The 25,461-nt window shown below is 42.3% G+C and carries 16 protein-coding genes and 1 pseudogene; 8 read left to right on the plus strand and 9 right to left on the minus strand.

Annotated features, from left to right (window positions below; translation table 11 throughout):
• Positions 1 to 55 precede the first annotated feature (55 nt).
• Positions 56 to 619, plus strand: coding sequence for a hypothetical protein (locus tag F6K51_RS07090; RefSeq protein WP_293019170.1), 564 nt, complete (start codon positions 56 to 58; stop codon positions 617 to 619).
• Here F6K51_RS07090 and F6K51_RS07095 read toward each other — a convergent pair.
• Entirely contained in the window at positions 616 to 1,398 is a 783-nt protein-coding gene (locus F6K51_RS07095; RefSeq protein ID WP_293019172.1) for an ABC transporter permease, read from the minus strand. The two genes, F6K51_RS07090 and F6K51_RS07095, sit on opposite strands and share 4 nt — an antisense overlap.
• Before the next feature lie 155 nt (positions 1,399 to 1,553).
• Between F6K51_RS07095 and F6K51_RS07100 the strand changes: the two genes are divergently transcribed.
• Both F6K51_RS07100 and uvrC read left to right on the plus strand, forming a co-directional pair.
• Complete coding sequence (locus tag F6K51_RS07100) at positions 1,554 to 1,931, plus strand: response regulator (protein ID WP_293019174.1); 378 nt, start codon at positions 1,554 to 1,556, stop codon at positions 1,929 to 1,931.
• A gap of 365 nt (positions 1,932 to 2,296) precedes the next feature.
• Positions 2,297 to 4,231 (plus strand): excinuclease ABC subunit UvrC, encoded by a 1,935-nt coding sequence (gene uvrC / locus F6K51_RS07105; RefSeq protein ID WP_293019176.1) that lies wholly within the window; start codon positions 2,297 to 2,299, stop codon positions 4,229 to 4,231.
• Positions 4,232 to 4,633: 402 nt separating this feature from the next.
• On the opposite strand, the gene F6K51_RS07110 is transcribed toward uvrC, so the two are convergent.
• Positions 4,634 to 6,103 carry a transposase gene (locus F6K51_RS07110; protein ID WP_293019177.1) on the minus strand — a complete coding sequence of 490 codons (1,470 nt, stop codon included), beginning with the start codon at positions 6,101 to 6,103 and terminating at the stop codon, positions 4,634 to 4,636.
• A gap of 310 nt (positions 6,104 to 6,413) precedes the next feature.
• On the opposite strand from F6K51_RS07110, the gene F6K51_RS07115 reads away from it, so the two are divergent.
• The 5 genes from F6K51_RS07115 to F6K51_RS07135 all read left to right on the plus strand — a co-directional run bounded on the left by F6K51_RS07115 (position 6,414) and on the right by F6K51_RS07135 (position 16,547).
• Positions 6,414 to 8,102, plus strand: coding sequence for an efflux RND transporter periplasmic adaptor subunit (locus F6K51_RS07115; protein WP_293019178.1), 1,689 nt, complete (start codon positions 6,414 to 6,416; stop codon positions 8,100 to 8,102).
• A gap of 47 nt (positions 8,103 to 8,149) precedes the next feature.
• Positions 8,150 to 11,527, plus strand: coding sequence for an efflux RND transporter permease subunit (locus F6K51_RS07120; RefSeq protein ID WP_293019179.1), 3,378 nt, complete (start codon positions 8,150 to 8,152; stop codon positions 11,525 to 11,527).
• 280 nt (positions 11,528 to 11,807) lie between these two features.
• Positions 11,808 to 15,521: a WD40 repeat domain-containing protein gene (locus F6K51_RS07125; RefSeq protein ID WP_293019181.1), complete on the plus strand. Its 3,714-nt coding sequence runs from the start codon at positions 11,808 to 11,810 to the stop codon at positions 15,519 to 15,521.
• 344 nt (positions 15,522 to 15,865) lie between these two features.
• Positions 15,866 to 16,351, plus strand: a complete 486-nt coding sequence (locus tag F6K51_RS07130) for a PIN domain-containing protein (RefSeq protein ID WP_293019183.1) — start codon at positions 15,866 to 15,868, stop codon at positions 16,349 to 16,351.
• Complete coding sequence (locus F6K51_RS07135; protein ID WP_070392463.1) at positions 16,338 to 16,547, plus strand: hypothetical protein; 210 nt, start codon at positions 16,338 to 16,340, stop codon at positions 16,545 to 16,547. Before F6K51_RS07130 ends, F6K51_RS07135 begins: the two co-directional genes overlap by 14 nt.
• Before the next feature lie 116 nt (positions 16,548 to 16,663).
• Here F6K51_RS07135 and F6K51_RS07140 read toward each other — a convergent pair.
• From F6K51_RS07140 to F6K51_RS07170, 7 genes and pseudogenes are all read right to left on the minus strand, one after another.
• A pseudogene (locus F6K51_RS07140) lies at positions 16,664 to 17,458 on the minus strand (alkaline phosphatase family protein); the annotation flags it as partial.
• Between the two features lie 262 nt (positions 17,459 to 17,720).
• Positions 17,721 to 18,062 (minus strand): hypothetical protein, encoded by a 342-nt coding sequence (locus F6K51_RS07145; protein WP_075898768.1) that lies wholly within the window; start codon positions 18,060 to 18,062, stop codon positions 17,721 to 17,723.
• A gap of 16 nt (positions 18,063 to 18,078) precedes the next feature.
• A complete protein-coding gene (locus F6K51_RS07150) occupies positions 18,079 to 18,627 on the minus strand; it encodes an esterase-like activity of phytase family protein (RefSeq protein WP_081431140.1) in 549 nt (182 codons plus the stop codon).
• A gap of 57 nt (positions 18,628 to 18,684) precedes the next feature.
• Positions 18,685 to 20,601, minus strand: coding sequence for a glycerophosphodiester phosphodiesterase family protein (locus F6K51_RS07155; RefSeq protein WP_293019186.1), 1,917 nt, complete (start codon positions 20,599 to 20,601; stop codon positions 18,685 to 18,687).
• 610 nt (positions 20,602 to 21,211) lie between these two features.
• Positions 21,212 to 22,039: an SDR family oxidoreductase gene (locus tag F6K51_RS07160; protein ID WP_293019187.1), complete on the minus strand. Its 828-nt coding sequence runs from the start codon at positions 22,037 to 22,039 to the stop codon at positions 21,212 to 21,214.
• A gap of 88 nt (positions 22,040 to 22,127) precedes the next feature.
• Positions 22,128 to 23,432 (minus strand): MFS transporter, encoded by a 1,305-nt coding sequence (locus tag F6K51_RS07165; RefSeq protein ID WP_075898760.1) that lies wholly within the window; start codon positions 23,430 to 23,432, stop codon positions 22,128 to 22,130.
• Positions 23,433 to 23,998: 566 nt separating this feature from the next.
• Positions 23,999 to 25,177, minus strand: coding sequence for an inositol-3-phosphate synthase (locus F6K51_RS07170; protein WP_293019188.1), 1,179 nt, complete (start codon positions 25,175 to 25,177; stop codon positions 23,999 to 24,001).
• Positions 25,178 to 25,461 lie beyond the last annotated feature (284 nt).

The raw sequence follows: 25,461 nt of genomic DNA on the forward strand, positions 1-25,461 counted from the left end.
TAAATTAAATATAAATTTGAAAGCAAGATCATTAATTAGCTTTATAGTGATAGTTATGCTGCTAGAAGCAATTTTATTTTCTGTTATTCCAACCAAAGAAATAACGATAAATAGTTCTGGCATTAATTATCTTAGCAAAGATTTTTTTAAAGGGGAAAAACTAAAAAATACTGATTACAATAAAGTTGGGATAGATGAATCAAAGGTTGGGTTTATAAAAAGCTCAGTGGATCTGAATGAATTACATATATTACTCAAAGACGTAAAATGGATAAAAAGGGAAAAAACAATAGGCTTGCAAAGAACTTATAGAGGTCGTATTTCTTATCGTATTTATTATAAAATTAATTATATTAATAATCCTAATCAATCTTTAAAAAAGTTTCAAAATGAAATAACAATGAATTCTGAAATCATCAGTTACTCATTTAAACCTGGACAGGGTATTCTATCTTTCATTATCGGATTTGTGGATACAGCCTATCTAATCAACGCAAAGGATGATTTTACCAGTGATATAGAAGAGATTGTTAGGAAGAATAAAATTGTAGAGCACATAGAGCAATTTAAAACGAAAATTATTCTATATTTTGAGCAAGATTCGCAAGAATCAAGCTAACTAGAAGCACTGGTATAAAAACGCAGGGCAAACTGCCAAAAGATCCCAGAAGCAAACAGCAATCCTAGGGCTAGAATACCGGAACCTACTACCCAAAAGGTATCACTGCGATTCAACATCACTTCTGCTGGGACTGTAGTCAGGAACGCCACTGGCACTACAAAGGTAAAGAAGAACCGATAGCTAGCCGGATAAGCTACAATGGGATACCGACCAGCTTCTAGCATACTGCGCAGAACAGCGGTGACATTGTAGATTTTGACAAACCAAATGCTCGTTGCTCCTAGCATAAACCAGATGCTGTAGAGGCTAGTCAACCCAAAACACAATGGCACTACACTTAACAGATAGTTGCTGATATCTAAGTCTAGGCGTGTACCAGCGTAGGCTATTACTATAATTGAGAAGATTAAGTCTGGTAACCCCCAAGGGCTGACACTTCGCCAAGACAGCCAGAACTGAGAACTAATGGGCTTGAGTAGGATAAAATCGAGGGTTCCTTGCTCGACGTGATCCACAATCCGGTTGAGATTGGGAATCAGGAATGTGCCAGAAAATCCCTGCAGTAATGTGAATATGCCTAGTATGACCAGCGCTTCTTCCCAATTCCAGCCAGAAAAGGTGTAGCCAGTGCGGTAAAACAAGAATAGACCAAATAGGCTACCAGCCAGGTTTCCTAGGCTGCTCAAGGTAGCGATCGCAAAATTTAGCCGATATTCCAGTTCAGCAGTGAGGGCCGTACTCCAGAACAACTGGAGTACACTAACATATCGTTTCATGTATATCTTTTCATTTGGTTGGGCTGTCGATCAAACTTGGGCTACACCCAATAGTATCCCATGGGGCTAATGTACCAACTATGCCGTATAATTGGATTTTATTATAAGGTTCTGATAAGATATAAGTTTTAACAGTTAGGTTCAACAGGATAATAATGAATAAAATCTTGGTAATTGAGGACGAGATTTTTATTCGAGAAAATCTGATCGAACTCCTTGAAATTGAAGGGTTTGACGCTTTGGGTGCTGAAAATGGTGTTGAAGGTGTACAGTTGGTTCAAAAAGAACCGCCAGATTTGATTCTGTGTGATGTAATGATGCCTGAACTAGATGGATATGGGGTATTGGAGGCACTACGACAAGATCCAGCCACAGCCAAAATTCCTTTTATGTTTCTTACAGCTAGTGCAGATCGCAGCAATATTCAGAAGATCAGAGAACTAGGCATTCATGACTATATTCTGAAGCCATTTAATGTGGATAAATTCCTGGATGTGATCTCAAATCGGCTAGCGGAAAACAAGCAAACCTAGTGGTAATCATGGCAAGTAACAACAAACAGTTGACCACAGACCATTGACTAGCACGTTCTAATCAATAATTCTGTATAAAGTTTCCGGAAAGTCTTGGAAGTATCTGGTATAATTGCCCTAACAGCCATTCAAGCTATTGATTGGGAGTCTGTGATCAAGACTCCAGAAACAAGAATTTAGCTTTGATGCATTGAAGTATCAAACAACGGTTAAGTTGTTCTGTAGTAAATGCCTTGGTTGTTAAGTAAAAGCGCTTTTAGGATTTTCCGTCAAAGCAAAGAGAGATACCTCCTCATCAATTAACAATTGGCGTGCCATACACGGCTGACCGCTATGGGGCGGAAATACTGGGTTAAATGTATCTGATGAGTTCTAAGCCATTAATCCAAGATTCAGAACCCTTGGAAAGTCGATTAAAAGAAATTCCCCTAGAACCAGGGATTTATTTAATGCGTGACCATAGCGCTAGTATTATTTACATCGGCAAATCCCGAAAATTGCGTACGCGAGTCCGTTCCTATTTCCGTGACTCCCAACCCTTGAGTCCTCGCATTGCAATGATGGTGGCACAGGTTACTGATATTGAATTCATCGTAACCGATACGGAAGCGGAAGCCCTAGCGCTGGAAGCGAATCTGATTAAGCAGCACCAACCTTACTACAACGTACTGCTCAAGGATGATAAGAAGTATCCCTATGTTGTCATTACTTGGTCAGAGGATTATCCCCGTATCTTCATTACCCGTAAGCGGCGCATGGGGAATAAACAGGATAAATACTATGGTCCCTACGTCGATGTCAAGTTATTGCGCAATACTTTAGCTCTGGTCAAACAGCTTTTCCCCATCCGGCAACGCCCTAAACCTCTGTTTAAAGACCGTCCTTGCCTTAACTATGATTTAGGTCGTTGTCCTGGTGTGTGTCAAAAACTAATCACACCGGAAGAGTACCGTCAAACCATCCAGAAAATCGCGATGGTTTTTCAAGGGCGTACTGGGGAACTAATTGAGATGCTGACGGCCAATATGGAACAAGCAGCAGAATCCCTTAACTTTGAGCTAGCAGCGCGGATTAGGGATCAGATTACTGGACTTAAGTCCCTGAGTACAGACCAAAAAGTAGCCTTACCTGACGATACTGTATCACGAGATGCGATCGCACTAGCGGCTGATCCCAAACATGCTTGCATCCAACTATTTCAGATCCGTGCTGGTCACTTAGTCGGGCGCTTGGGATTTTTTGCCGATGTAGCCCCTCAAGGGAATGGGCCAATAGAACTCGGAGCCATTTTACAACGGGTTTTAGAAGAGCATTACCAAACTGCTGATGCTGTAGAAATCCCTACAGAAATTTTGGTGCAACACCCGTTACCCGATGGGGAGATGTTGGCTGACTATTTGAGCGTGCGCAAAGGTCGAAATGTGACTATACTCACCCCCCAACGGCAAACCAAAGCTGAACTGATTGAAATGGTCAAGCGCAATGCTAACTATGAACTGGAACGCACCCAGCGATTGGTTGACCGCAACACCAAAGCCATGGAGGATTTAGCTAACATTCTTGACTTACCGGATTTACCACGGCGCATAGAAGGGTATGACATTTCCCACATCCAGGGCAGCAATGCAGTGGCTTCTCAGGTAGTATTTCTAGATGGCACACCAGCCAAGCAGCACTACCGTCACTACAAGATCAAAAATCCTAATATCACTGTCGGTCATTCCGATGATTTTGCTAGCCTTGCTGAGGTGATTCGCCGTCGCTTCAAAAAAAGTCAACTCGAACCAGAACTAGCAGATAGTATTAGCTCAACAATCAACAATCAACACTCAACAATTAACAATCAACAATCAACACTCAGAAAAGATTGGCCTGATTTGGTAATGATTGATGGCGGAAAAGGACAGCTGTCAGCAGTTGTAGCAGTATTGCAAGAGCTAAATTTACAAGAAGAAGTGCCTGTGGTAAGCTTAGCAAAACAGTACGAAGAACTATTTTTACCAGGAGAGCCATTGCCCCTAGCCACTGATCCCGAGCAACCAGGGGTGCAACTTTTGCGCAGGGTTAGAGATGAGGCTCATCGCTTTGCGGTTAATTTTCATCGGAAACAAAGAAGTAGTCAGTTACATCGTTCCCGTTTAGATGAGATTCCTGGATTAGGATTTCAGCGGCAAAAACAGCTATTGGCTCACTTTAACTCCATTGATTATATTCGCAACGCATCGGTTAAACAGCTTGCAGAAGTACCAGGCATTGGTTTGCGTTTATCTCAGGAAATTTATCACTACTTCCACCCATAAATAGACCAGACCTCTTGAGAAAGTCTATTTTATCACCACTGCTAGACTTTGAGAGGTCAGCAAACAGAGGAAAATGTTAGACAAAAACTGAGGCAACAACTCAAACAAAAACTGAAACAATCTAGTCTAATCTGTCAATTAGCCCGAAGATATAAACCTTGCGGTATCAATCTCTAAGTAGGTTGACTCTGTAATTAGTTTGAATCAAGGGACTTGCAGATTTTGCGTTCCCGTAGCGGCTCCAAGGGAGCACCGTTTTCTGTGGACTTTCTTTATGTGGGGATACTCTTAAACCGTCATTAATCGGGATAAACCCGTACAAAACGGTCAAGGTGCATTTTATTGTGGTCTAAGTGAGGAATGGTCATACAGCAATTGGAGTTAAGCCTGCCATTCATCTATTTAGACGTTCCTGGCATCCCGACCAGGAGTTGCTTGAAAGCCTGAGCAAAGCTCATGTTTGGAGTCAAGCCAACCAAGCTCAACTGCATCTAGCAGACTCAGCCCCATTCCTTCCAAGAAACGCGCGGTACGGCGCAACAATACTGCCTGCACCTCGGTCTTGTTCATGTACCGGGTTATTTCCTTATCCGTACCTCTGTTAAGGATATTTTTGGCAGCATTGTGGTCAGACTGTAACACGACCCCATTAAACCTGGTGAAATTGTCCCCGTTTCTTTTGCCCAATAGGGTTCCAGTCACGGAGTCAACTTGCGACGTGTAACTAGGCTGAACTTCTGTTACAACCGACCCAGTCCAATTAGCCCATTTTTCTAAGGAGTCCCGCATTTGACCCTTCATCCAGCTATTAAGCTTGCGAGACATGGCTTTTGACTGGCGTTTATTTCGGATTGGTTGTGTTAAATCTTCTGCAAAGACTTTTAGTGCTTCTCCCTTGAAAAGAGACTTTGAAGCCGCTCCTATAATTGCCGTTAGTTCTGATTGATTTTTTCTGTAACGGCGATTTTCTGTTTTTCTGGTTAGGTTATTTTTGAATATTCGAGCCGACTTAGCTGGGTCTAATTTTTCTAGTTTTCTATGGAGCGCCCAAAGCTTGCCCCTGTTCCGGTTCTTTGCACATATACGATCAGATTTTTTAGTGGTTACTTTTCCTAGTTCTTTTCCGTGAGCCTGACCGTCTGAGTCATAGAAAGCTTCAGTATATCCCTTGTCTACCCCAATGGCTCGGCGGTCGGGAGGAATCTCTACAGTCCCATAGTCTACTAGGAAATAAATCTCAATTTTTTTCAGAATTTGATTGTATATCAGTCTAATCTGGCCTTTTATTTTCCGATTAGATCTAACAACTATTTTGTTCCTTTTTCCTCTTTTTAAACCAGCTAACTCCAATTGATAGGTATTGCGGGAGAGCCTTTTGCATTTATATCCTCCCTGTTGATAAATTATCTGATTTTTGACCCAAGAATGTCCCCGCTGAAACTCTTTTCTGATCAGTCGGTGAAGGAGTGGACTGTCCAGGAAGGCTAAGGTCTTAAGCTGTTTACAAAGTTCTTTTCTGGTCTTTTGGTTTTCTTTCCCGGGAAACCTTTTGTAAATCTTTTTGACTACCGCCTCAGTACAGGCCGCTTGGCTCGCTGTAATGGCCTTAGCTACATCGCTGACAGCCCATTCCATTAATTTAGAAGGTAGTCCTAAGGATTCAGGAGTCCTAAAACTCCTAACTTCTGGGTAAGCTTTTTTCCAATCAAGTCCCCAATGACTGATACTGCCTAGCTTATTGTAGGATTCAGACCTGACGATGCCCAATTTCTTCATCGTGGACAACAACTCAAGTTCAACCGACTCAGTCATCCCCACTACAGGAACAATCTGGGTTGATATTTTCTTGGTCACTCCTACTTTTTTGGGCATCGTCAAATCTGAGTCAATTACTTTAAGGATACTCTAGCGCTAGCAAAATGTCAATGTCCATTTTATGATATTAAATACCGATTTATACCTATTTTTAGGGGTTTAATTGCTGGGCTGAATCGGTGACTAAATTATCTGATTATCTATTATACATCTTATTTTATTAAAAATCAAACATGGATAGACAGTATCAGCTCAGGTCCTAATACTTTTTTAGTTAACAATTTTTAAGTTATATTAAGAATGAAGCCACAAAAATTATCCTTCTGCAACAAAACTACCCAACACTACCAGTAACAGGGGAATAACCATGACCCGAAACACTTTAGATGAACACAGATCTCAGCGGAATGGCTCTGGCACTATCACTGAGCCTAATCACCAACAGAGATCTCAGCGGAATGGCTCTGGCACTATCAGTCAGCCAGATCAGCAACCTAATCACCAAGCTAATCACCAACAGGAGGATTCAGCCTCATCATTACCCAGATCCGGGACTAGTCAATCCCAAAACTCCTTGACATTAGGAGCAGGTACTTTAGTGATGGCCATGGGTATAGGCATTATGCTGACCTTGCTAGGAATGCGATTGATCGGGACAGCTCCAAAGGTTCAAAAAACCGATTCCCCTGCTGAAACTGTTCAAACCCCTGGGGCTGTCCCCTCTGCTGAAACCCCTGGGGCTGTCCCCTCTGCTGTACCTGCTCAAACTGTTACGGTGGCAGACGTAAAAACCACCACAGTTAACCGTACCCTAGAAGTTATTGGTAGTGTTGCTGCTTTTGAGGAGATTAGGGTCAAGTCCCAAGCAACGGGTTTACAGATTAAACAGGTACTGGTTAGAGAAGGGGAATTTGTCAAGGCCGGACAAGTAATGGCACGCCTAGATAATGCTGTGCTTCAGGCACAGTTAGCTCAAGCTCAGGCAGCAGTTGCCCAAGCTGAAGCCCGTTTAGCAGAACTGAAGGCGGGGTCACGCTCAGAAGAAAAATCCCAAGCTAGAGCTCGTCTAGACCAAGCTAGAGCTCGTCTAAGGCAGGCCGAAGCTAGTATTCCTAGACAGATTGACCAAGCAAAAGCCCAAGTGGCATCTGCTGAAGCCCAGTTGAGTCTAGCTAAACGTCGCTTCGAGAGCCAGAAAAAATTGATTGCCGAGGGAGCCATCTCCCAAGACCGCTATAATGAGGTGGAAAGTCAATATTTCAGTGCTCAAGCGAATTTATCTGAAGCGCAACAACGCCTTGAGCAAGCACGAAACACCAACAGCCCAGAAATTGCCCAGTTAGAAGCCGCTGTAGTAGAAGCTCAACAGCAGCTCCAGCAAAGATTGGCTGGTTCCCGTCCAGAAGTAATTGCTCAAGCTCAAGCTCAACTGGCTAGAGAGAAGGCACAAGTCCAGTTAGTGATGGCGCAACTAAAGGATACCCAAGTGGTGGCACCAGTCAGTGGCAAAGTAGCCACTAGAAATGCCCGTGTCGGTGATATTACCTCTTCGTCAGAAAAACTCTTTACCATTATCGAAAAGGGGCGTTTGGAATTGTTATTAAGGGTACCGGAAACCCAACTGTCCCAAATTCAGATTGGGCAACCAGTAGAAATATCCTCTAGAGGAGATAGCAGCCTGAAGCTTTCTGGAACAGTACGAGAAATTGACCCGATAGTTGATCAGCAGTCTCGTCAGGCTGTGGTCAAAGTAGATTTACCCAATTCCGGTAGCTTGCGACCAGGAATGTTTTTACAAGGCTCTATCACCACCTCATCCACTACCGGTCTAACTATACCATCGAAAGCAGTCTTGCCCCAACCTGACACTAGTGCAATCGTTTACCGACTCGAAGCAGATAACACTGTTAAAGCAAAGCCAGTGGTAATGGGAGAACTCCTCCCTGATGGGCAAGTAGAAATCAAGAGTGGTTTAGCCCCAAGCGATCGCATTGTAGTCAAAGGTGCTGCTTTCCTCAAAGACGGCGATCGCGTCCAAGTCTTAGAAACTCAATAGAAGCCCTCCCATCGCCTTCAAGCCAATAACCTTCAACTATTTATAAGATGTCCTTCCACGTCTCCTCTTGGTCAATTAAAAATCCGGTTGCTACTCTGGTCATGTTCCTGGTTTTAGGAATAGTTGGTCTATTCTCCTTTAACCAGTTGGGAATTGATCAGCTTCCCAATATTGATCTTCCAGCGGTGATGGTTACTGTCACCCAGCCAGGGGCAGGACCGGCAGAACTGGAATTCCAGGTAACCAAAAAAATTGAAGATGCTGTTGCTAGCCTTGGAGATATTGACCAAATCTCCTCCACCGTTACTGATGGCAGCTCCAGCACTATTATTAATTTTGTCCTGGGAACTGATAGCAATCAGGCCACTAATGATGTACGCAATGCGGTAGCTCAAATTCGCCAAAGTTTGCCCCTAGATATCAACGAACCTATTGTCAGGCGGTTAGAATTTGCCGGGGGTTCAGTCATGACCTATGCGGTAGCTTCTGACAAACGCTCGCTGGAGGAGTTGAGTGACCTAGTTGACCGGAAAATTAGCCGTGATCTGGTGAATGTACCGGGAGTTGCCCAAATTGATCGACTCGGAGGAGTTGACCGGGAAATTCGAGTTGACCTTGACCCGGCTAGATTACAAGCCTTTGGTATCACTGCTACCCAAGTTAATGACCAAATTCGGACTTTTAATATTAACTTACCCGGTGGTCGCGGTAACATCGGCGGCGCTGAACAGAATGTCCGGACTCTCGGAAGTGCCAAGACCGTGGAAGAGTTGAAAAACTACCGTATTGTCCTCCCGGATGGCGCAAATGTTACCCTTTCCAGTTTGGGAAAGGTTACAGACGGCTTTGGTGATCTTAGGAAAGCTGCCTATCTCAATGGGGAGTCAGTGGTAGCCTTTTCTGTACTGCGGAGCAGTGGTAGCAGTTTAGTCTCGGTGGAAGAAGGGGTTAGCAAAGCTGTTGAACAACTAAAAACTACCCTCCCAGAGGATATCGAACTGCGCTTGATCTTCACCCGTGCTGATTCAATCCGTGAGTCCTACCAAGCAACCATCGATTCCCTGGTTATCGGTTCACTACTTACCATACTCACCGTGGGGATATTTCTAAGAAATTGGCGGGTAACTCTAATTACAGCAGTAGCTCTACCTTTATCAATTATTCCCACCTTTTTGGTGATGAAATCCCTAAACTATACCCTCAACGGTATGACCCTACTGGGTTTAGCCCTAGCAGTAGGGAACTTGGTCGATGATGCCATTTGCATGATTGAAAATATCGACCAGCACTTGGATATGGGTAAGAAACCCTTGAAAGCAGCTTGGGATGGGGCGCGGGAAATTGGTTTAGCTGTAGTAGCGACCACAGCAACTATTGTCGCGGTATTTATTCCTGTAGCCTTTATGGGGGGTATCCCTGGTCAATTCTTCCAACCCTTTGGAGTAACCGTTGCTGTATCTACTATGTTTTCCACCCTAGTAGCTACAACAATGACACCGATGCTGAGCGCTTATTTGCTCAAGCCAAAATCAAAAGCATTGAAGGTTGACAAGTTGAAGGTTGAAAGTTGGCAAAATAACCATCAACCCAATAACCTTCAACCCAATAACCTTCAACCCAATAACCTTCAACCCAATAACCTTCAACCCAATAACCTTCAACCCAATAACCTTCAACCCAATAACCTTCAACCCAATAACCTTCAACCCAATAACCTTCAACCTGCAACCGAACAACCTGCAACCGAACAACCTGCAACCGAACAACCTGCAACCGAACAACCTGCAACCGATAAGAGCCGGCGCATACAACCTTATCGAGGTCTATTAACCTGGGCGTTGAAGCACCGGATTACCACGATGTTGATAGCTGTAGCTTTTTTCATCGGTAGCTTGCAGCTTGTACAGTTTATTCCCAAGGGTTTGTTTAGTAATGGGGATACTGGAGTCAGTACGATATCCATTGAGCTGCCACCGGGGTCTGAGCTGAATGAAACCATAGAGGTCATTCAAGAAACAAATCGGTTGTTGCAGTCAAACCCAGCTGTGGAAAATGTTCTGGCCAGTGCTGGAGATGATGGTGTAAATTCTGCTATTGTATACGCCAAACTCTTACCCAAAGACCAACGGGAACTCTCTCAAAGAGAATTTGGCCAGGAGATGCGTGAGGATTTCCAGAAAATACCTGGCGCGAGGGTTAGATTCCGTAGTCAAGGGGCTCGAGGCTCTAACCAGGATTTATCAATTATCCTCAAGAGTGAAAATGGTGAACTGCTGTCCCAAACCGCCCAAGCTCTAGAAAAACAGATGCGTCAAATTCCTGGTTTAGTGGAAGTTACCTCTAGTGAAAGTCTAGTTAAACCAGAAATTGTGATTGTACCTAACCCTGCCCGTGCTGCAGATTTAGGAGTGTCTGTTCAAGCGATCGCACGCACTGCCTCTTTAGCCCTAATTGGAGATCTTGAGTCAAATCTGGCTAAATTTGACTTACCTGACCGACAAATTCCGATTCGTGTTCAACTTGACCCAGCATCCAGGGATGACATCGAAACCCTTAAAAATCTGCGGGTTCCCAGTCAAAATGGTACTTTAGTACCGATTGCTGCCGTAGCTGATATCCGTTTAGGGAGTGGACCTGCCCAGATTGACCGCTTTAATCGTTCTCGTCAGGTGTCTTTGGGAGGCAACTTGCAAGGGATTTCTCTAGGAGATGCGATGGACAAAGTCAAAGCCCTACCTGCCATGAATCCCCTACCTCCTGGAGTTTCCGAGGAACCAGCTGGGGATGCCGAGATTATGCGAGACATATTCAGTCGCTTTTTCAGCGCCTTAGGGCTAGCAGTGCTGTCCATTTATGCCATTCTGGTGCTGTTGTACAACAGTTTTCTTTATCCCTTTGGGATTTTGGTGGCTTTACCCCTATCCATCGGTGGAGCCTTAATGGGACTGTTGATAGGCCAGAAGGAATTGGGACTGTTTGCCCTGATCGGAATAGTATTACTAATGGGATTGGTGACCAAAAATGCCATTCTTTTGGTAGACTTTGCCTTAGCCCATCAGCAAGAAGGGATGCCCCAGTTTAAAGCAGTGATTCAAGCTGGAGTCAGTCGCTTGCGACCGATTTTGATGACCTCCGTCTCCACCGTTGCTGGCATGATTCCCATTGCCTTGGAATGGGGAGCAGCCGGTGAAGTTCGTAGTCCGATGGCTATTGCCGTGATTGGAGGATTTACCACTTCTACTCTGCTAACCTTGGTGGTGGTGCCGGTATTATTTACCTATGTCGATAACTTAGTTCGTTGGACAAGAAAGACCCTATTTGGAAGTAACACTCAAGATTCCCAAGACCTAGTAGAGGTTGAGGTAGAGCCTGAGCAGTATTTGAGCAATGGTACTTCTGTTGCTGCTAGTAATGGTAAATTCTAGTCTCTCGACAAATGTCTAGGTAAGCGAACAGCGATTAGCGCTACGCGCACGCTACGCGAACAGCCGTCAGCTATCAGCCCTTGGCTGATAGCTGACGGCTGAATCCTTATGCCTAGGGTGAATAACAATTAACTATACAACCCACATTCCGCAGGTGTGATTCCAAAATCCGGTATTTTTAAAAGATGAGTAAAATTGAAGCGTCTAATATCAGAGTACAGGATCTTGACCACTGTGGAATAGTGGCTGGAATTTGTGATGAAATCCAGAAAAATGCCGTGTGCGGCAAACCCCTGGTATTTGGTGTTTAGACAAGCACGATAAAGGCGAGTATATCTTTCTGTCTCCAGGACATGAACTCAACTTACCCCCCGCACCACCATTAGATGAGTCCAAAAATCCCTATCGGGGTTTAAACTCCTTTGAAGAGGAACACAGTCAACTATTTTTTGGTAGAACATTACTAGTAGAAAAGTTACAGGATTTTGTCAAAGCTAATCCTTTAACAGTGGTGTTGGGTGCTTCCGGTTCGGGTAAATCTAGCTTGGTGAAGGCAGGATTAATTCCCAAACTACGGCAAGATAATACCGAGAAATGGTGTGTTTTGCCACCCATCCGTCCTGGTGAGACGCCCTTGGAACCATTAAATAATGTGCTGACTGATGCTAAGTTACCAAGGGTAGAGCCACAAAACCCCCAGCAGAACCTGGCAATGAGCATTGATGTTTGGGGGAAGAATAACCCCAACTCTAAGTTATTACTGTTTATTGACCAAAGCGAAGAAATTATTACACTCTGTCAAAACTTAGATCAGCGTAAGGCGTTTTTCCAACAGATACTCACAGCCATAAATGCCCATGGGGATAAATTACGGGTAGTAATATCCCTACGGTCTGACTTTGAACCCCAAGTCAGGGATGCTGGCTTAAGGTTTGTCCCCACAGACTATAACGTCGGAAACACTGTGCTTAAACAGGGTTGGCACAGCAGACGATTTATTGTACCGGCGATGACGCGAGCTGAACTCAAGGAAGCAATCGAGAAACCCGCAGAAGCACGGGTAATGTATTTTCAGACCCACGAACTTGTAGAACAATTGATTGATGAAGTGGCAGATATGCCCGGAGCATTGCCCCTGCTGTCTTTTGCCTTGAGCGAACTTTATCTCAAGTATTTAAGGCGACAACGGCAGGCACAATACAGGGGTATTACTATTGACCGGGCATTGACTCAAGCCGATTATAGTGAATTGGGGGGAGTAATGCGATCGCTAACTCAAAGGGCTGATGAGGAATATCAGGCGCTAGTTAATGAAAATCCAGCTTATGACCAAGTAATCCGTCATGTCATGCTGCGGATGGTGGCACTAGGTGGGGGTGAATTAGCCCGTAGGCGCGTACCTTTATCAGAATTAGAATATCCGGGAGAGAAAAATGGTTTAGTCAAGGAAGTAATTGAGCGCTTTACCAATGCACGGTTATTGGTGAAAGGAGAAGATACTGATGGTAATCTTTATGTAGAACCAGCCCATGATGCTTTAGTACGGGGATGGCAAAAGCTGCTGGAGTGGAAACTACATGATGAGGAAAATTTACTTCTACAACGACGGTTAACTCCTGCGGCTGAAGAGTGGGAAAGCCAGCAAAAGGCAAAGTTTCTTTGGCATGCTAACCCTCGTCTTGATTTGTTGAAAAAGGTACTAAATTCTGATGATAATTGGCTCAACCAAGTAGAAACTGAGTTTGTGCGGCGTAGCGTCAAGCTAAAAAGCTTTAATACTCGTCGGAATTGGGGTGTTGCGATCGCAGTTATGCTGGGATTGAGCGGGTTAACTATATTCGCTAGATATAATGCTAATATCGCTGATCAAAGAAGAATAAATGCCGATGTCAGAGCCTTTAGTCTATCTTCTAAAAATCTTATGGATTCTAATCAACCGTTAGAAGCAACTATAAACGCGATTAAGGCAGGGCGATTACTAGAGGATCAAGAGAAAGTTGCTATAGAGCCGGAAACTCAAATGCAGGCTATCACTGCCCTCCAGCGCGTAGTTTACACTCAGAGATTACCTATTAAAACAGAACTCCATAATTTTAGAGAAATCAATCGCTTAGAAGGCCATAATTCTGAAGTTAGAGGTATCAATTTTAGTAATAACGGTAATCTGATCGCTTCAGGCAGTAAAGATAATACTATTAAGATCTGGAAACGAGATGGCACTTTACTGAAAACTCTTCCAGGTCACACTAAGACCGTTAGAAGTATCAGTTTTAGTCCAGATGATCGGATTATAGTATCTGCCAGTGATGACAAAACTTTGAAATTATGGGATGTAGAAAATTACTCTCTTATCAGATCTTTCGAGGGACATACTGGTACGATTCCTACTGTCTCATTTAGCCCGAATGGTCAGCTAATTGCCTCAGCTAGTGGTGATGGAACTATCAAAATTTGGAATCCAGAAAGTGGTTTAATCAAAACGATCGAAAAAGCTCACCCCAATTTTGTGCAAGATGGTCCTTACGTACAAAGTGTCCAATTTAGTCCTGATGGTCAGTTATTAGCCTCTGTGGGTTATGATGGCTTGATTAAACTATGGACAACAGATGGAAAATTGCTCGATTCCTTCGAGCATGGTTATATTATCTGGGATGTCAGCTTTAGTCCTGATGGACAAACTCTTGCCTCGGCGGGGGAAGATGGCAAAATAAAACTCTGGAGCCTTGATGGCACCTTACTAAGAACTTTTCAAGGACATCTAAGTGGTGTCAGAAGGGTAGATTTTAGCTCTGATGGAGAGACTCTAGCATCAGCAGGTCAAGATAACACAGTGAAAATTTGGAGCAAGGATGGCACTTTACAATTTAAAAGTCTCAAAGGTCATAGCGATTGGGTTTGGGATGTAGCATTTAGTCCTGATAATTCTGAGGGACAGGTGTTAGCCTCAGCTAGTAGGGACGGCATTGTAAAGCTTTGGCGACAAGAGAAAACTGCACTGAAAAGATTAGATGTTGGCTTTGTTCCTGATTTCATCAGATTTAGCCCAGATGGAACAACTATTGCTACAGGTGCTTCGCAAAAAATGTTACTCTGGAATCTTGAAAGTGATCAAGTCATAAAATTTGATACAGGACCAACCTCAGATGCAAGTTTTAATTCCGATGGACTAACTATTGCTGTTGCAGCTAGCTATCAGAATACAGTACAGCTCTGGGATATAGTCAATAATGCTTATAAAGCACTTGAATTAAACGGCGATAGTGTAAAAACTAGTGTTGCAAGTGTTAGTTTCAAGCCTAATAGTCAACTAGTAGCTTTTGGCAGGTGGGATAATACTGTTAACCTTTGGAATATAAATACTGATAAGGCTATAACTTGTGAAGAACAAACAAAACATCAAGATTCTGTCTCTACTGTGATTTTTAGCCCTAACGGACAACTACTTGCTTCTGGAAGCTGGGATAGTACTATTAAGCTTTGGGATGTCAATACCGATTGTAAAGACATCAAAACATTACTAGGTCATGGAGGTAGAGTTCAAGATGTCAGTTTTAGTCCAGATAGTAAAATGATTGCTTCAGCAAGTAGTGATAACACCATCAAACTCTGGAATTTAGGTGAAACAAATCCTAGAACTTTGAGAGGACATAATGGTTGGGTTGTAAGTTTAAGTTTTCATCCTAATGGCAAAATAATTGCCACAGGTAGTACTGACCAAACAGTAAAATTATGGGGCATTGATAGTGGAAGTGAGATCGAAACCCTAAAAAGCCATACACATGTTGAGGGATTAGGGATGTGGCCAAAAGTCAGTTTTAATCCAGATGGTAAAATACTAGCCTCTATAAGCCCAGGTGATGAAACTATCGTGTTATGGAATTTCGATCTGAAAGATTTGTTAGCGCAAGCCTGTGGAGTAGCAGGAGATTATCTTGAGACAAATCCTAATGTCGAGGAAAGCGATCGCCATCTTTGCGACAATGTTAACAAGTAGTTACCTTCATGTAAAAGTTTTGGTAGCCAAGATTGTGTTTTTTGCAATTGGCTCATCTTTCTAATTGTCTAAGAATTTGCGTTCGTGTAGCGTGACCAAAGGTCAATCGCTTTTAGCGTGGCCTACGGCCAATCGGGCAGCGGCTCCAAAGAAGCATCACTTCTTTCAACTTTGAAGCGAATCACTCGACATCGATGAAATGGGGATCGAATGCTAAACTTAAGCTATTGATTACAATTCCCTTCTTGATGCAGTCGCTCATGGGGGAAACCCCCGCGTGAAGGCGCTGCCTTCCCAAGACCGCGCTGCATCGCTTCGAGGTATGATTAAACCAAGGGGTAGTAATGGCTGAATCTTACTTAATTTATCTTGATGTTTGTTGCTTAAATCGTCCTTTTGATGATTGGCGACAAGATAGAATTCGATTAGAAGGACAAACAATCCTAGATATTTTTCAGCGGTTTTATTCAGAAGAATGGAAGCTGGTAAGTAGTGAAGCTATAGAAGCAGAATTAAACCGAATGGTTAATCTTGACAAACTAGACAGGATTAGAAAATTATTACGGGTTGCTGAAAATAAAATAATTTTAACCGATGAAATAGATAAACGTTCTCAAGAAATAGAAAAGTTAGGATTTGGTTTGTATGATTCTTTTCATATTGCTTGCGCTGAAACGGCTAAGGTAGATGTATTATTGACAACGGATGATAGATTGCTCAAGAAAGCAATTAAGTATAGCCATCTCTTAAAAGTAAAATTAGATAATCCTGTCACTTGGTTAATGAACACTTTTGTATTAAAAGGAAATAACAACAATGACACCAATTGAATTAAGACAAAAAGGGTATTATGCCTTAGTTAAGGAATTAGGGCAAGTTGATGCAATTCGTTTTTTACAAGATGTAGGATGGGGTTTTGGTGATTATACTCAAGAACGTCAACAGTCTCTAAAAAATGTGACAAGATCTGATTTTTGGCAAGACATTCAAGAAATTAGAGCCAAAAAAGACCTTGAAAATCAATGATTCTGTTGCAGCCAGCGAACGCGCCCCAAAAACTGTTGGTACGAAAGGGGAGCAGGTCAAAATTGTATAACAGATGAACTATATACTATCACAGCAAGCTAAAACACATTACGGGGCTATAGCTTGAGTACAAATGTTCTGCATAAGTGACATGCTCCCTCGGGTTGAGACTCAAGAAGAGATGTTCCATCAAATTCACCGCCTTCAATATCCAAATGATCAAGAACAGTGGGTACAACATCAGTTGCAGGTGCAACGGAAGAATCATCTAGTTCTTTATTAGATGCAATAAAAGTCCTTCTTTCCGAGTCAGTTTGTCCACCGTGATCAAAGCCTTCTGATGGTTCGCGACCATGATCTGTAGTCACAATAACTAACCAATCTTCATCGGGATATGCTGCTTCTCTTTCTTCTACCGCATCAAGAATTTTACCCACATGACCATCAGCCATAGTAATTGCTTCTAAATATTCGGTAGAAAAACCAAAATTGTGAGCCACAACATCAACGTTATCGAGATGAACGAAGGTATAATCTGGCCCTTGTTTTAAGATTAAATCGGCTACAGTTTGCGCAATAATATTATCTTGAGCCAGTTGATCATCAGTGGGTTCTGGTGCGGTCAATTCAAAATCAACAATTGAATTAACATCTTCCTCAAAATAAGCATTGATTAGACCCCAGTTAACCACAGAAGCAATATAGTTATCGGGATCGTCATTATGAACGTATTCAAAAATGCTAGGATAGTCTGGCTTAGCTCTTAATGTATCGTCATTGGAAACAATACCGTGCTTGTTTGCCCAAACACCTGTTAATAAACTGCCCCAACCTGGACCACTAAAGGTTTGTTGTTCTGTTTCTGTTCCTTGAATCCCTCCTGTGAAAGACTCTATAATATTTAAACTGTCAAGATATGGTGTAGGAGTTTCGTCTAGTTTTTATAACTGCGCTCCATCAATACCGATGACAATAGCTTTCTTCTCAGTCATTGACTTTTCTAAAAAAAATAGTAAAAAAACATTTTGATTTGACTATAGTTGCCTGGTTTATTTAAGAAAGTATTATGAATTTTATAAAAAAAATTAAACTAATATTAATTTTAAATGAAATATAAAAAAAAGGTGGGGTTTGCCCCACCTTTGGCTTATCCAGATATGATAAATTTAGGATTTAGACAAAAACGAAATAATCTTGATTAGCAACAAGATCAGCCGAGAGATTAGTAACAATAGCTAAGTCACTGCCATTGGCAGAAATTACTGCTCCCAAATCCCCATCGGTAATGGTGAGATCATCAAAACCAATACCCAAACCAGCAATACCAATCACATCTTCGCCACTGAAAAAGTCAGTAATGATGTTAGCGCTATCGGGAATTTCAGCAGAAGCAATCCAGAATTGGTCTGCACCTGCGCCCCCAGTCATGATATTGTTACCACCAGAGGTCACAAAGAAACGATCTGCACCTTCTGCACCAAAAACGCGTTCGCTTTTAGCGTGACCTACGGTCAATCGCTTTTAGCGTGGCCTACGGCCAATCGCGCAGCGGCTCCAAAGGAGCATCGCTTGTTCCTAAAATAACAGTATCGTCACCGTTACCAGCATAGATACGATTATTTCCATCAGCCAAAGAGGCATCAATGATATCGTTACCTTCCCCAGCAAAAACTAAATTATTGCTACCAGTTAGTTCTAGAGCATCTGCTTCTAACGTACCAAAAATTTGTTCTTTAGTCTCACTGGCAGGAGCAATATCTAAAGCAAAAGCAAAGAGCTGAGTAGCAGGAGTTGCCGGGTCAAAGTCGTTATCACTAACAACAATTAAGGATTGACGACCATCGGGTAAAACTGGACCTAAGGCTAAACCTTCAAAATCATCGAGATTAGTCCCAAGATCATTAAAATCTACCAGCAGTTGTTTTTCGGCTACAACAATATCTCGACCTTTCAAGCTTGGCAAGTTACTGACATCGGTAGCATTTTGAGCCGATACTAAATAGAGCTTGTTTTGGTTTAAGCCAGTGTCGTCAAAATACCTTTCTAAGGCTAAGAAGGTTCCAGCATTATCGCTAATAATTCGGCCAAACTGTTAGTACGATCTACCTCATCAGGGGTACCTTCAGGAGCATTAGCATTACAGCAACCGCTGTAAGTTGTTAGCATCACCTTCGGAGGAAATAAACAAAGTACCATCTTTCCTTAAGGCAATGCCTTCAGGATCAGTTGCACCACTATTAAAGGGACGACCTGCTACATTCAAAAGTGTGGTTACAGCTTCAAATGCGACATCCCCTTCGTCTAGAGATCCATCACTCAAATCAATCGCTTCTACATCAGGATTTTGGGGAGAGCGGACTTGATCAGCCACAATCCGATCCCGCACTATATTGATAGTTTCAGGGAAGTCCCCAATTAAGCCATCTGCACCCAAACGGATTAAGTCTTCTGCTTCTTGTTGGGGAGTTTGTACTGAGCTATCTGGGTTTAAGGTCAGGTAGCGTTCTTCATTCCGTAAAGTGTAGACATTAACCAGTAATCCTGCATCATGGGCGAACTTAATTAAAGGGAAAACTTCTCCTGTTAACTGAGTTCTGATTTCTGCGTTACCATCCCCGTCACCATCAAAAGGTTCATCTAAACCTTCCCGGAGTAAAATGCTATTGTTCCAGGGATTAACCCCTTCGGCGTAGGTAATCATGAATTGATAAAATTCAGGAAGTGCCAACAAGTCCCCGTATCCAGTTTCAGCATTTAGATCGATAATATCTACTAAGTCGCCGTAAACTGCACGAGCGTCTTCTGCGGTAAAATGGGGGTTGCTGAAGTTAGCAACAACATCGTAGGGGAAAGAAAAACCAGGATTAAAGTTTTCTGTAGCTGCGCCAGTGAGTTGATGCAAAGGAACATCAATTCCCGCTTCGGGCATAATTTCCTTATCTAACCGAATTAAAGGCGCGATTTCAAAGGTTTGAATAATGTTTTGTTCTGGATTAGTAAAGTCTTCTTCCAGCAAAACCCGCACCGTAGCTTCTTCTACATTTAAACCAATGCTATCGAAGTAGCTATTATGCTTAAGTTCGTGAACAATACCAACTTGTTTACCGGTTTCGGCTTGAAAATCCTTAACTAGCTGAATTACTTCAGCCATGGTAGGAATTTCAGACAAATCGTCAAACTCATCACTGCGCTCAGGGCGAGGTTGCCTAGCACGTAGGGTTTTGATTTCCTCTAAGGTAAAGTCTTCAGCGAAGAAGCCAGTAATTTCAACTCCATCAATAATTTTAGTGGTTTCCCGTCCACTAAATTCGGAGTGGTCAAGAATATTGGTGGTGTTATTTAGTAATGGCTCGTGACGAACTAAGGGTACTCCATCTTTGGTCATTACATAGTCGGTTTCAATGAAATCCGCACCCTGTTCGAGAGCCAAACGGAAACCTTCTAAGGTATGCTCCGGTAGAAGACCACTGGCACCACGATGACCAATAATGATCGGGTCTTGTCCGTTAAGAGTATTAAGTTGAGGGATATTAGGGGTGGGCATGGGAGCTTCTAGTAAGACGCCATTGCTATCGAAGTGTAATAGATAGGGACCATACTCATCTCCTACCCACAAATCGCCATTTTTGTCAATGACTAAGGGTTCGGTATCAAAATCTGTACCAGTTAAAAGTCTTTGGATATCGTTTTGGTTACGAATCTCAAAGGGTATTAGCTTGTTAGGATCCCTAAGAATAATAAATTCTTCAACCTCAACACTGCCGTCACCCCCTTCCGTACCAGCAAAATTGGGATCGACTTTGTAGATCCTGGCCAGAGTATCAGAATTGCTACCAAATAGGCTATCTACTATAAACCAATAACTATCATTATCGGCAAACTGTACTCCACTCCATCCACCTACGGGTTGACCAGGGAATGGTCCAGTGCGAGTGCTATCTACATCTTTGCCTGATTCCGGTCCATCGGCAAAGGTATCAGCAGGTAACGAAGCAAATCCGATCAGAGTTACTTCATTTGAGGTATCAACTACCTCTGGATTGTTAGTTTCCATAACAGTAGATCGCAGTTATGTATCGATGTTATAGCTATCAGCAAAAAGAGTAAAAACAGTGATAGTTGTAGAGTCATATGTCTTGGTTAATGTAAAACCAAAACTAGAGTTATCTACTTCTAATCTCTGAATTTAATCTCATCCAAAATACCTTAGCCATTAGATAATTATGGGTTTAGGTTAACTAATAATTAACTAAAAACTAATAAACAATTAAGTTTTAACAAAGATTTAGCAAAGTAAATATTGATAATCAGTTATCAGTTGAAATTTGTTTATAGCACTATTTATTGATGTTTATTCGTCATCCTTGATTATAGTAATAAAAAAATCTCTTCTTAGCTAGTTTAAGAAGAGAGAAATGACTAGGTATTTAAAGGATGGTATAGTGCTACGATCAAGTCAGAAGTCAGAAGTCAGAAGTCAGAAGTCAGAAGGAGGTACACTATTAATAATAATCATCATTTTGATTCGGTTGGGGACAAATAAAATCAATGCATTCATAGCCCCTAAGAATCAAAAATTTTCCTCAACTCAAGACGATCGCGAATCCTCTTCAATCTGTATCAATCTTATGCTCAATAAGCCTGTCAATAAGCACTCAAGAGTGTTAATCCCAGCAACCTACTGGCTGCTGGTCCCAATCAATAATAGAACCTGTAATCGCTGCAGAATCATTTGAGAGCAAGAAGGTAGTCGCTTTAGCAATTTGGTGCGGCTGGAGTAAGCTTTTAGCTGGCAAGGATTGCTGTACCTGTTCAAGCCAATTTTCGGACTTTCCCATGGCTAGTTGCACTTTATGCTCATTAGGAGTTTCTGTCCATCCGATATTGAGAGCATTGCATCGAATTTGTCGCCAACGTTGACTATAAGCGACGTTGCGAGTTAATGCTATAAGTCCTGCTTTTGCTGCAACATAGGGAGCTAAATATGATTGTCCGCCATAACTAGAAATTGAAATGATATTAACAATACTCCCAGCTGAGTTTTGCTTTTGCATTGCAAGTACAGCAGCTTGAATTGTGAAGAATGGTGCGCGTAAATTAACTGAAATTAACTCATCAAATAGCTCAGGACTAGTGTTTTCAATAGAACCACGTGTACTCAGCCCCGCAGCATTGACTAAGGCATCAATGCGTCCAAAGGTTTTGCAGGAGGTAGCAACTAAGTTTTGACAGTCCTCAACTTGCCTTAAATCCGTTCGCTGGAAACAGGTTTTCACATTAAATTCGTTTTGAATATCATCAGCAACTGCTTTGCCGCAATCCTGTTGGCGGCCACAAATAACTACTCCTGCTGCACCCGAACAAGCCACTTGACGGGCGATCGCAGCACCTAAACCCTGGGTTGACCCGGTAACGACTACGACTTTGTCTTTCAAACATCCAAAGGTTGGCTTAATTTGCTTTAGGTCTATGAGTTCTGGGCTGATGTGCATAGTGTTATCCCTAAACAACGGAGGTGATGGAATGGGGTTTTAGTCGTAATTAGTGCACTGATTAGTCTTTACTTCTGGTACTACAACCTTAGCCATTAATCGAAATTTGTTCAGGCCGATAATACAGAAACTTCATCGCTGTCCAAAGTATAACCATAATCATTGCTAACAGCATGATGTAAGGGAATAGCGACCATAGACTGAATTTTTGGGCAATCAGCCCCATTAGCCACGGCACAATTGAAGTTCCTAACTTACCAAGCCCACTTATGATTGCGATCGCACTTATAACAAGCCTTGGTTGTATTTGTTTTGCTACAACAGCGAGTATTGTGGGATACAACGGTCCCAAGCTTAGACCAGCAATCCCTAGGCCGACTGTAGACATGATGACCGATGGCCAAAACCAGATCAGCATCATATTAATCAAGATGCTGAACATGCAAAGATAGAGTAATTGATTAATCTCAAACCAGCGAAATAAAATACTAATGCCTAAACGGGCAAGAGTCATGCCTAACCAATAAGTACTGATGCTTAAGCTAGCCATGAAGTGAGATTCATGCTGAATACTACACAGAAAACTGTAAGCCCAATCCCCTAAGCTATGTTCTGTTCCAACACAGAAAATAACAAATCCACTGGTGAACCAGATAATAGGGGACGTTAGAGCAGCCTGCAAAACACTGGGTTGTGACCCTTGCGAGTCATCATAGTTTAACGTTGTATCAGCTTGATCTGAAAATGCCAAATATAATGCGATCGCCAACAGAAACCCCAGTAATGCCCATAATCGATAAATATTATACCAACCCTGATTGCTGGCAATGATGCTAGCGGCAATTATTGGACCTAACAAGGCTCCAACTCCCCAGAGTGCATGTAAATAATTAAGCCAAATCTTACTGTTTGGCTGCATGACCAGGTAAGCATTAAACCAAGTTTCTATAATTGCCAAACCAAAACCAATGAGGATAGGTAATAGAATAAAAATTTTAAATGGTGGGCATAAGCTACAAGCTAATGTGGCAATAACAAATGAATTGATACCAATAAGTAAAAGTGATAAGCGTCCAAGCCAATTTTCAATGAAGCCAATAGTTAATGCCGCAATGAAATGACCGAGTGTTCCTCCTAGAAGGAGGAAGGCGACGGTTGCTTTGTCAACCTGATAATAAATTTGTAGATTTAGAATTAAGACACTGATACTAGACTCATATAGACCAATCAGCAGAAATCCTAGAAGTAAAAGACTGATTTTGATGCGAGATTTCGGATCGTTATGTTCAAGTATACTCTGACTTGAAGTACCAGGGGATGAATCAATATTTAGAGTGTTACTTTGACTAATTTGATTATCTCCTGAAACTTGAGATGGTTCTTGAACAGCCATAATGGAAATTTGTTCCTTTAAAGATTATGGTTCTTCAGTACCTGCTATGCTAAATTTCCAGTTAACAAAACTCATAAAGCTTACTGTGTAAGGGTTATGAGGCTATTTAAATAATAAAGTTTTCTGAATACTGCCTCTTACCCCTGCTCCGTTCGCGTAGCGTGGCCCACGGCCTCAGCTCCCTTTGCCAAAGTGTTGATTTAGGATAACAAGTACGGAATATCCAAGATTATTAGACCTCTCTGATAGCGGTTTTCAAATGGGTAGCTCTAATCTGTTTCGCTTATACTCCTATCAGACTGAATAATTGTGTCCATCCAAATGAAAAGCGCTATGAAAAAGAATCTTAAACCTTTATAGCAATTCTATTTAGATGGTGCAAGATGTGAGTTACAATATATTTAGGATTGCTATATCATGTCTAGGTGAAAACTTATCCGTCTTCTGTAACTTTCCGAAATTCTGACGAAATTGCGTCATTACAGCCAACGACACCTAACGAGAGAATTAGGGTTTGACCCCCATTTTTCGGAGTCTGACAGAAGAGGGATAATTTCCGGAGAGGTTTATTGGTTTGCATCTTGACAGACCCAAGCTTCAAAATAAGCAGCTTGGTTGAAGAGATCATGATCAGGTTCACCATTGGGAACCTGCGGAGACTTAAAAAATAGTCCATACTGAGGCTGCAAGCCGCTTTCTTTACGGGCTAGAGAGACGGTCATAAAACGAGCCAAGTCAACAACAATACCACCGGCCAGAGAAGAATCCTGACAATCAAAGTGCAGCAGCAGAGACATCGGAGTGTCTCCAAAACCTTTGAATCGAATATGATCAATAGCTTGCTTACGATCACCGAGTTCGCCATCTGGGTGAGGAACGTAGTCAATTGTGACTTTATGTCCAACATCCTCGTAACCCAAGATCTGAGTTAAGCAGTTTGCTTTACTGGTTATTTTTGTCTGATTGGCATTAGGTTCTGCAAGAGCAGCCCCATCCCGATTACCCAGGTGATTATAACTAATCCATTGCCGAACCCTTAAATTGCGAATGTTGAACATGGGGGCAATACCAGTTTTCAAAAGTGTCTGTCCAGTTTTGCCATCATGACCTGCAAGCGGTGTATTGTGCTGCTGTGCTAACTTTACAATGGAAGGAACTTCTACCGGATTGGGCGTAAAGTTGGCGTAGGCAGACCCGGTCAATGCTGCTGCGATCGCATACTGCATTGATGGTGTAATGCACGGATCATCTTGCTGGCAGGCAACTTGCAAACTACTGATTGATTCATAGGCTGGATTGGGTGTTGGCTTCGGCATTGTGCTAATGCAATTGACTAGCACAATCGAGTCAACCCCACGTTCCTTGCGAAACGTTTCGATATCATTACAAATTTGTGCAATACAGGAGCCCCATGGGCTCTTCTTTTCAAGATCTGGACAACGCACAGGCCAAGCACGAAGGAGCTTGAGATTGGGTGAGACCAGATTATATTGCCACTCTTCCAAGACACCATGTAATTTCATAGCATCACCGATCGTCGCATCAACAGCATCCCAGCCCCCAACTTCTAGCTCTTCAATCTCGGGTGCACCTGCAATTTGACCTAACGTGCGATCATCAATTTGCTTTTCGCTAATCATGCCATACTTTTTAACATGACCCTGTTTTATCAAATCAATAACACCTGAAACTGTTGTGGCAATTGCACCTCCAAATCCTGGCATTAATAATCCAGTTTTAGTCATAAGAAAAGATTTGAGCTGATTTTAATTACTAAATTATCATACTCCTGAACTGACTCAGGTATAGCAGTGGTAAATAGTGGAAATAGAATTAATAGCACGACGGTCACAACTAAACCCCTAATTCCAAGCAAAGCTGTTCCCAAACCCACTCCTGTCCCTCAGTACAGGACAAAAGTTGCAAAAAGTGCCAGGGAGAGGGTTTGATGGAAATTACCACAAAGACCACAAACCCTCATGGAACAGATTAACCAACTTCGAGCCAAATTGCGACCCCACCTGGGCTG

The sequence above is a fragment of the Moorena sp. SIO3I8 genome (genome assembly GCF_010692325.1).
In the GTDB taxonomy this organism is placed as follows: Bacteria; Cyanobacteriota; Cyanobacteriia; order Cyanobacteriales; family Coleofasciculaceae; genus Moorena.

Excerpts from the sequence above, each read along its gene's own strand:
- F6K51_RS07090 (WP_293019170.1), top strand. The coding sequence starts at position 56 with ATGCTGCTAGAAGCAATTTTATTTTCTGTTATTCCAACCAAAGAAATA.
- F6K51_RS07095 (WP_293019172.1), bottom strand. The coding sequence starts at position 1,398 with ATGAAACGATATGTTAGTGTACTCCAGTTGTTCTGGAGTACGGCCCTC.
- F6K51_RS07100 (WP_293019174.1), top strand. The coding sequence starts at position 1,554 with ATGAATAAAATCTTGGTAATTGAGGACGAGATTTTTATTCGAGAAAAT.
- uvrC (WP_293019176.1), top strand. The coding sequence starts at position 2,297 with ATGAGTTCTAAGCCATTAATCCAAGATTCAGAACCCTTGGAAAGTCGA.
- F6K51_RS07110 (WP_293019177.1), bottom strand. The coding sequence starts at position 6,103 with ATGCCCAAAAAAGTAGGAGTGACCAAGAAAATATCAACCCAGATTGTT.
- F6K51_RS07115 (WP_293019178.1), top strand. The coding sequence starts at position 6,414 with ATGACCCGAAACACTTTAGATGAACACAGATCTCAGCGGAATGGCTCT.
- F6K51_RS07120 (WP_293019179.1), top strand. The coding sequence starts at position 8,150 with ATGTCCTTCCACGTCTCCTCTTGGTCAATTAAAAATCCGGTTGCTACT.
- F6K51_RS07130 (WP_293019183.1), top strand. The coding sequence starts at position 15,866 with ATGGCTGAATCTTACTTAATTTATCTTGATGTTTGTTGCTTAAATCGT.
- F6K51_RS07135 (WP_070392463.1), top strand. The coding sequence starts at position 16,338 with ATGACACCAATTGAATTAAGACAAAAAGGGTATTATGCCTTAGTTAAG.
- F6K51_RS07155 (WP_293019186.1), bottom strand. The coding sequence starts at position 20,601 with ATGGAAACTAACAATCCAGAGGTAGTTGATACCTCAAATGAAGTAACT.
- F6K51_RS07160 (WP_293019187.1), bottom strand. The coding sequence starts at position 22,039 with ATGCACATCAGCCCAGAACTCATAGACCTAAAGCAAATTAAGCCAACC.
- F6K51_RS07165 (WP_075898760.1), bottom strand. The coding sequence starts at position 23,432 with ATGGCTGTTCAAGAACCATCTCAAGTTTCAGGAGATAATCAAATTAGT.
- F6K51_RS07170 (WP_293019188.1), bottom strand. The coding sequence starts at position 25,177 with ATGACTAAAACTGGATTATTAATGCCAGGATTTGGAGGTGCAATTGCC.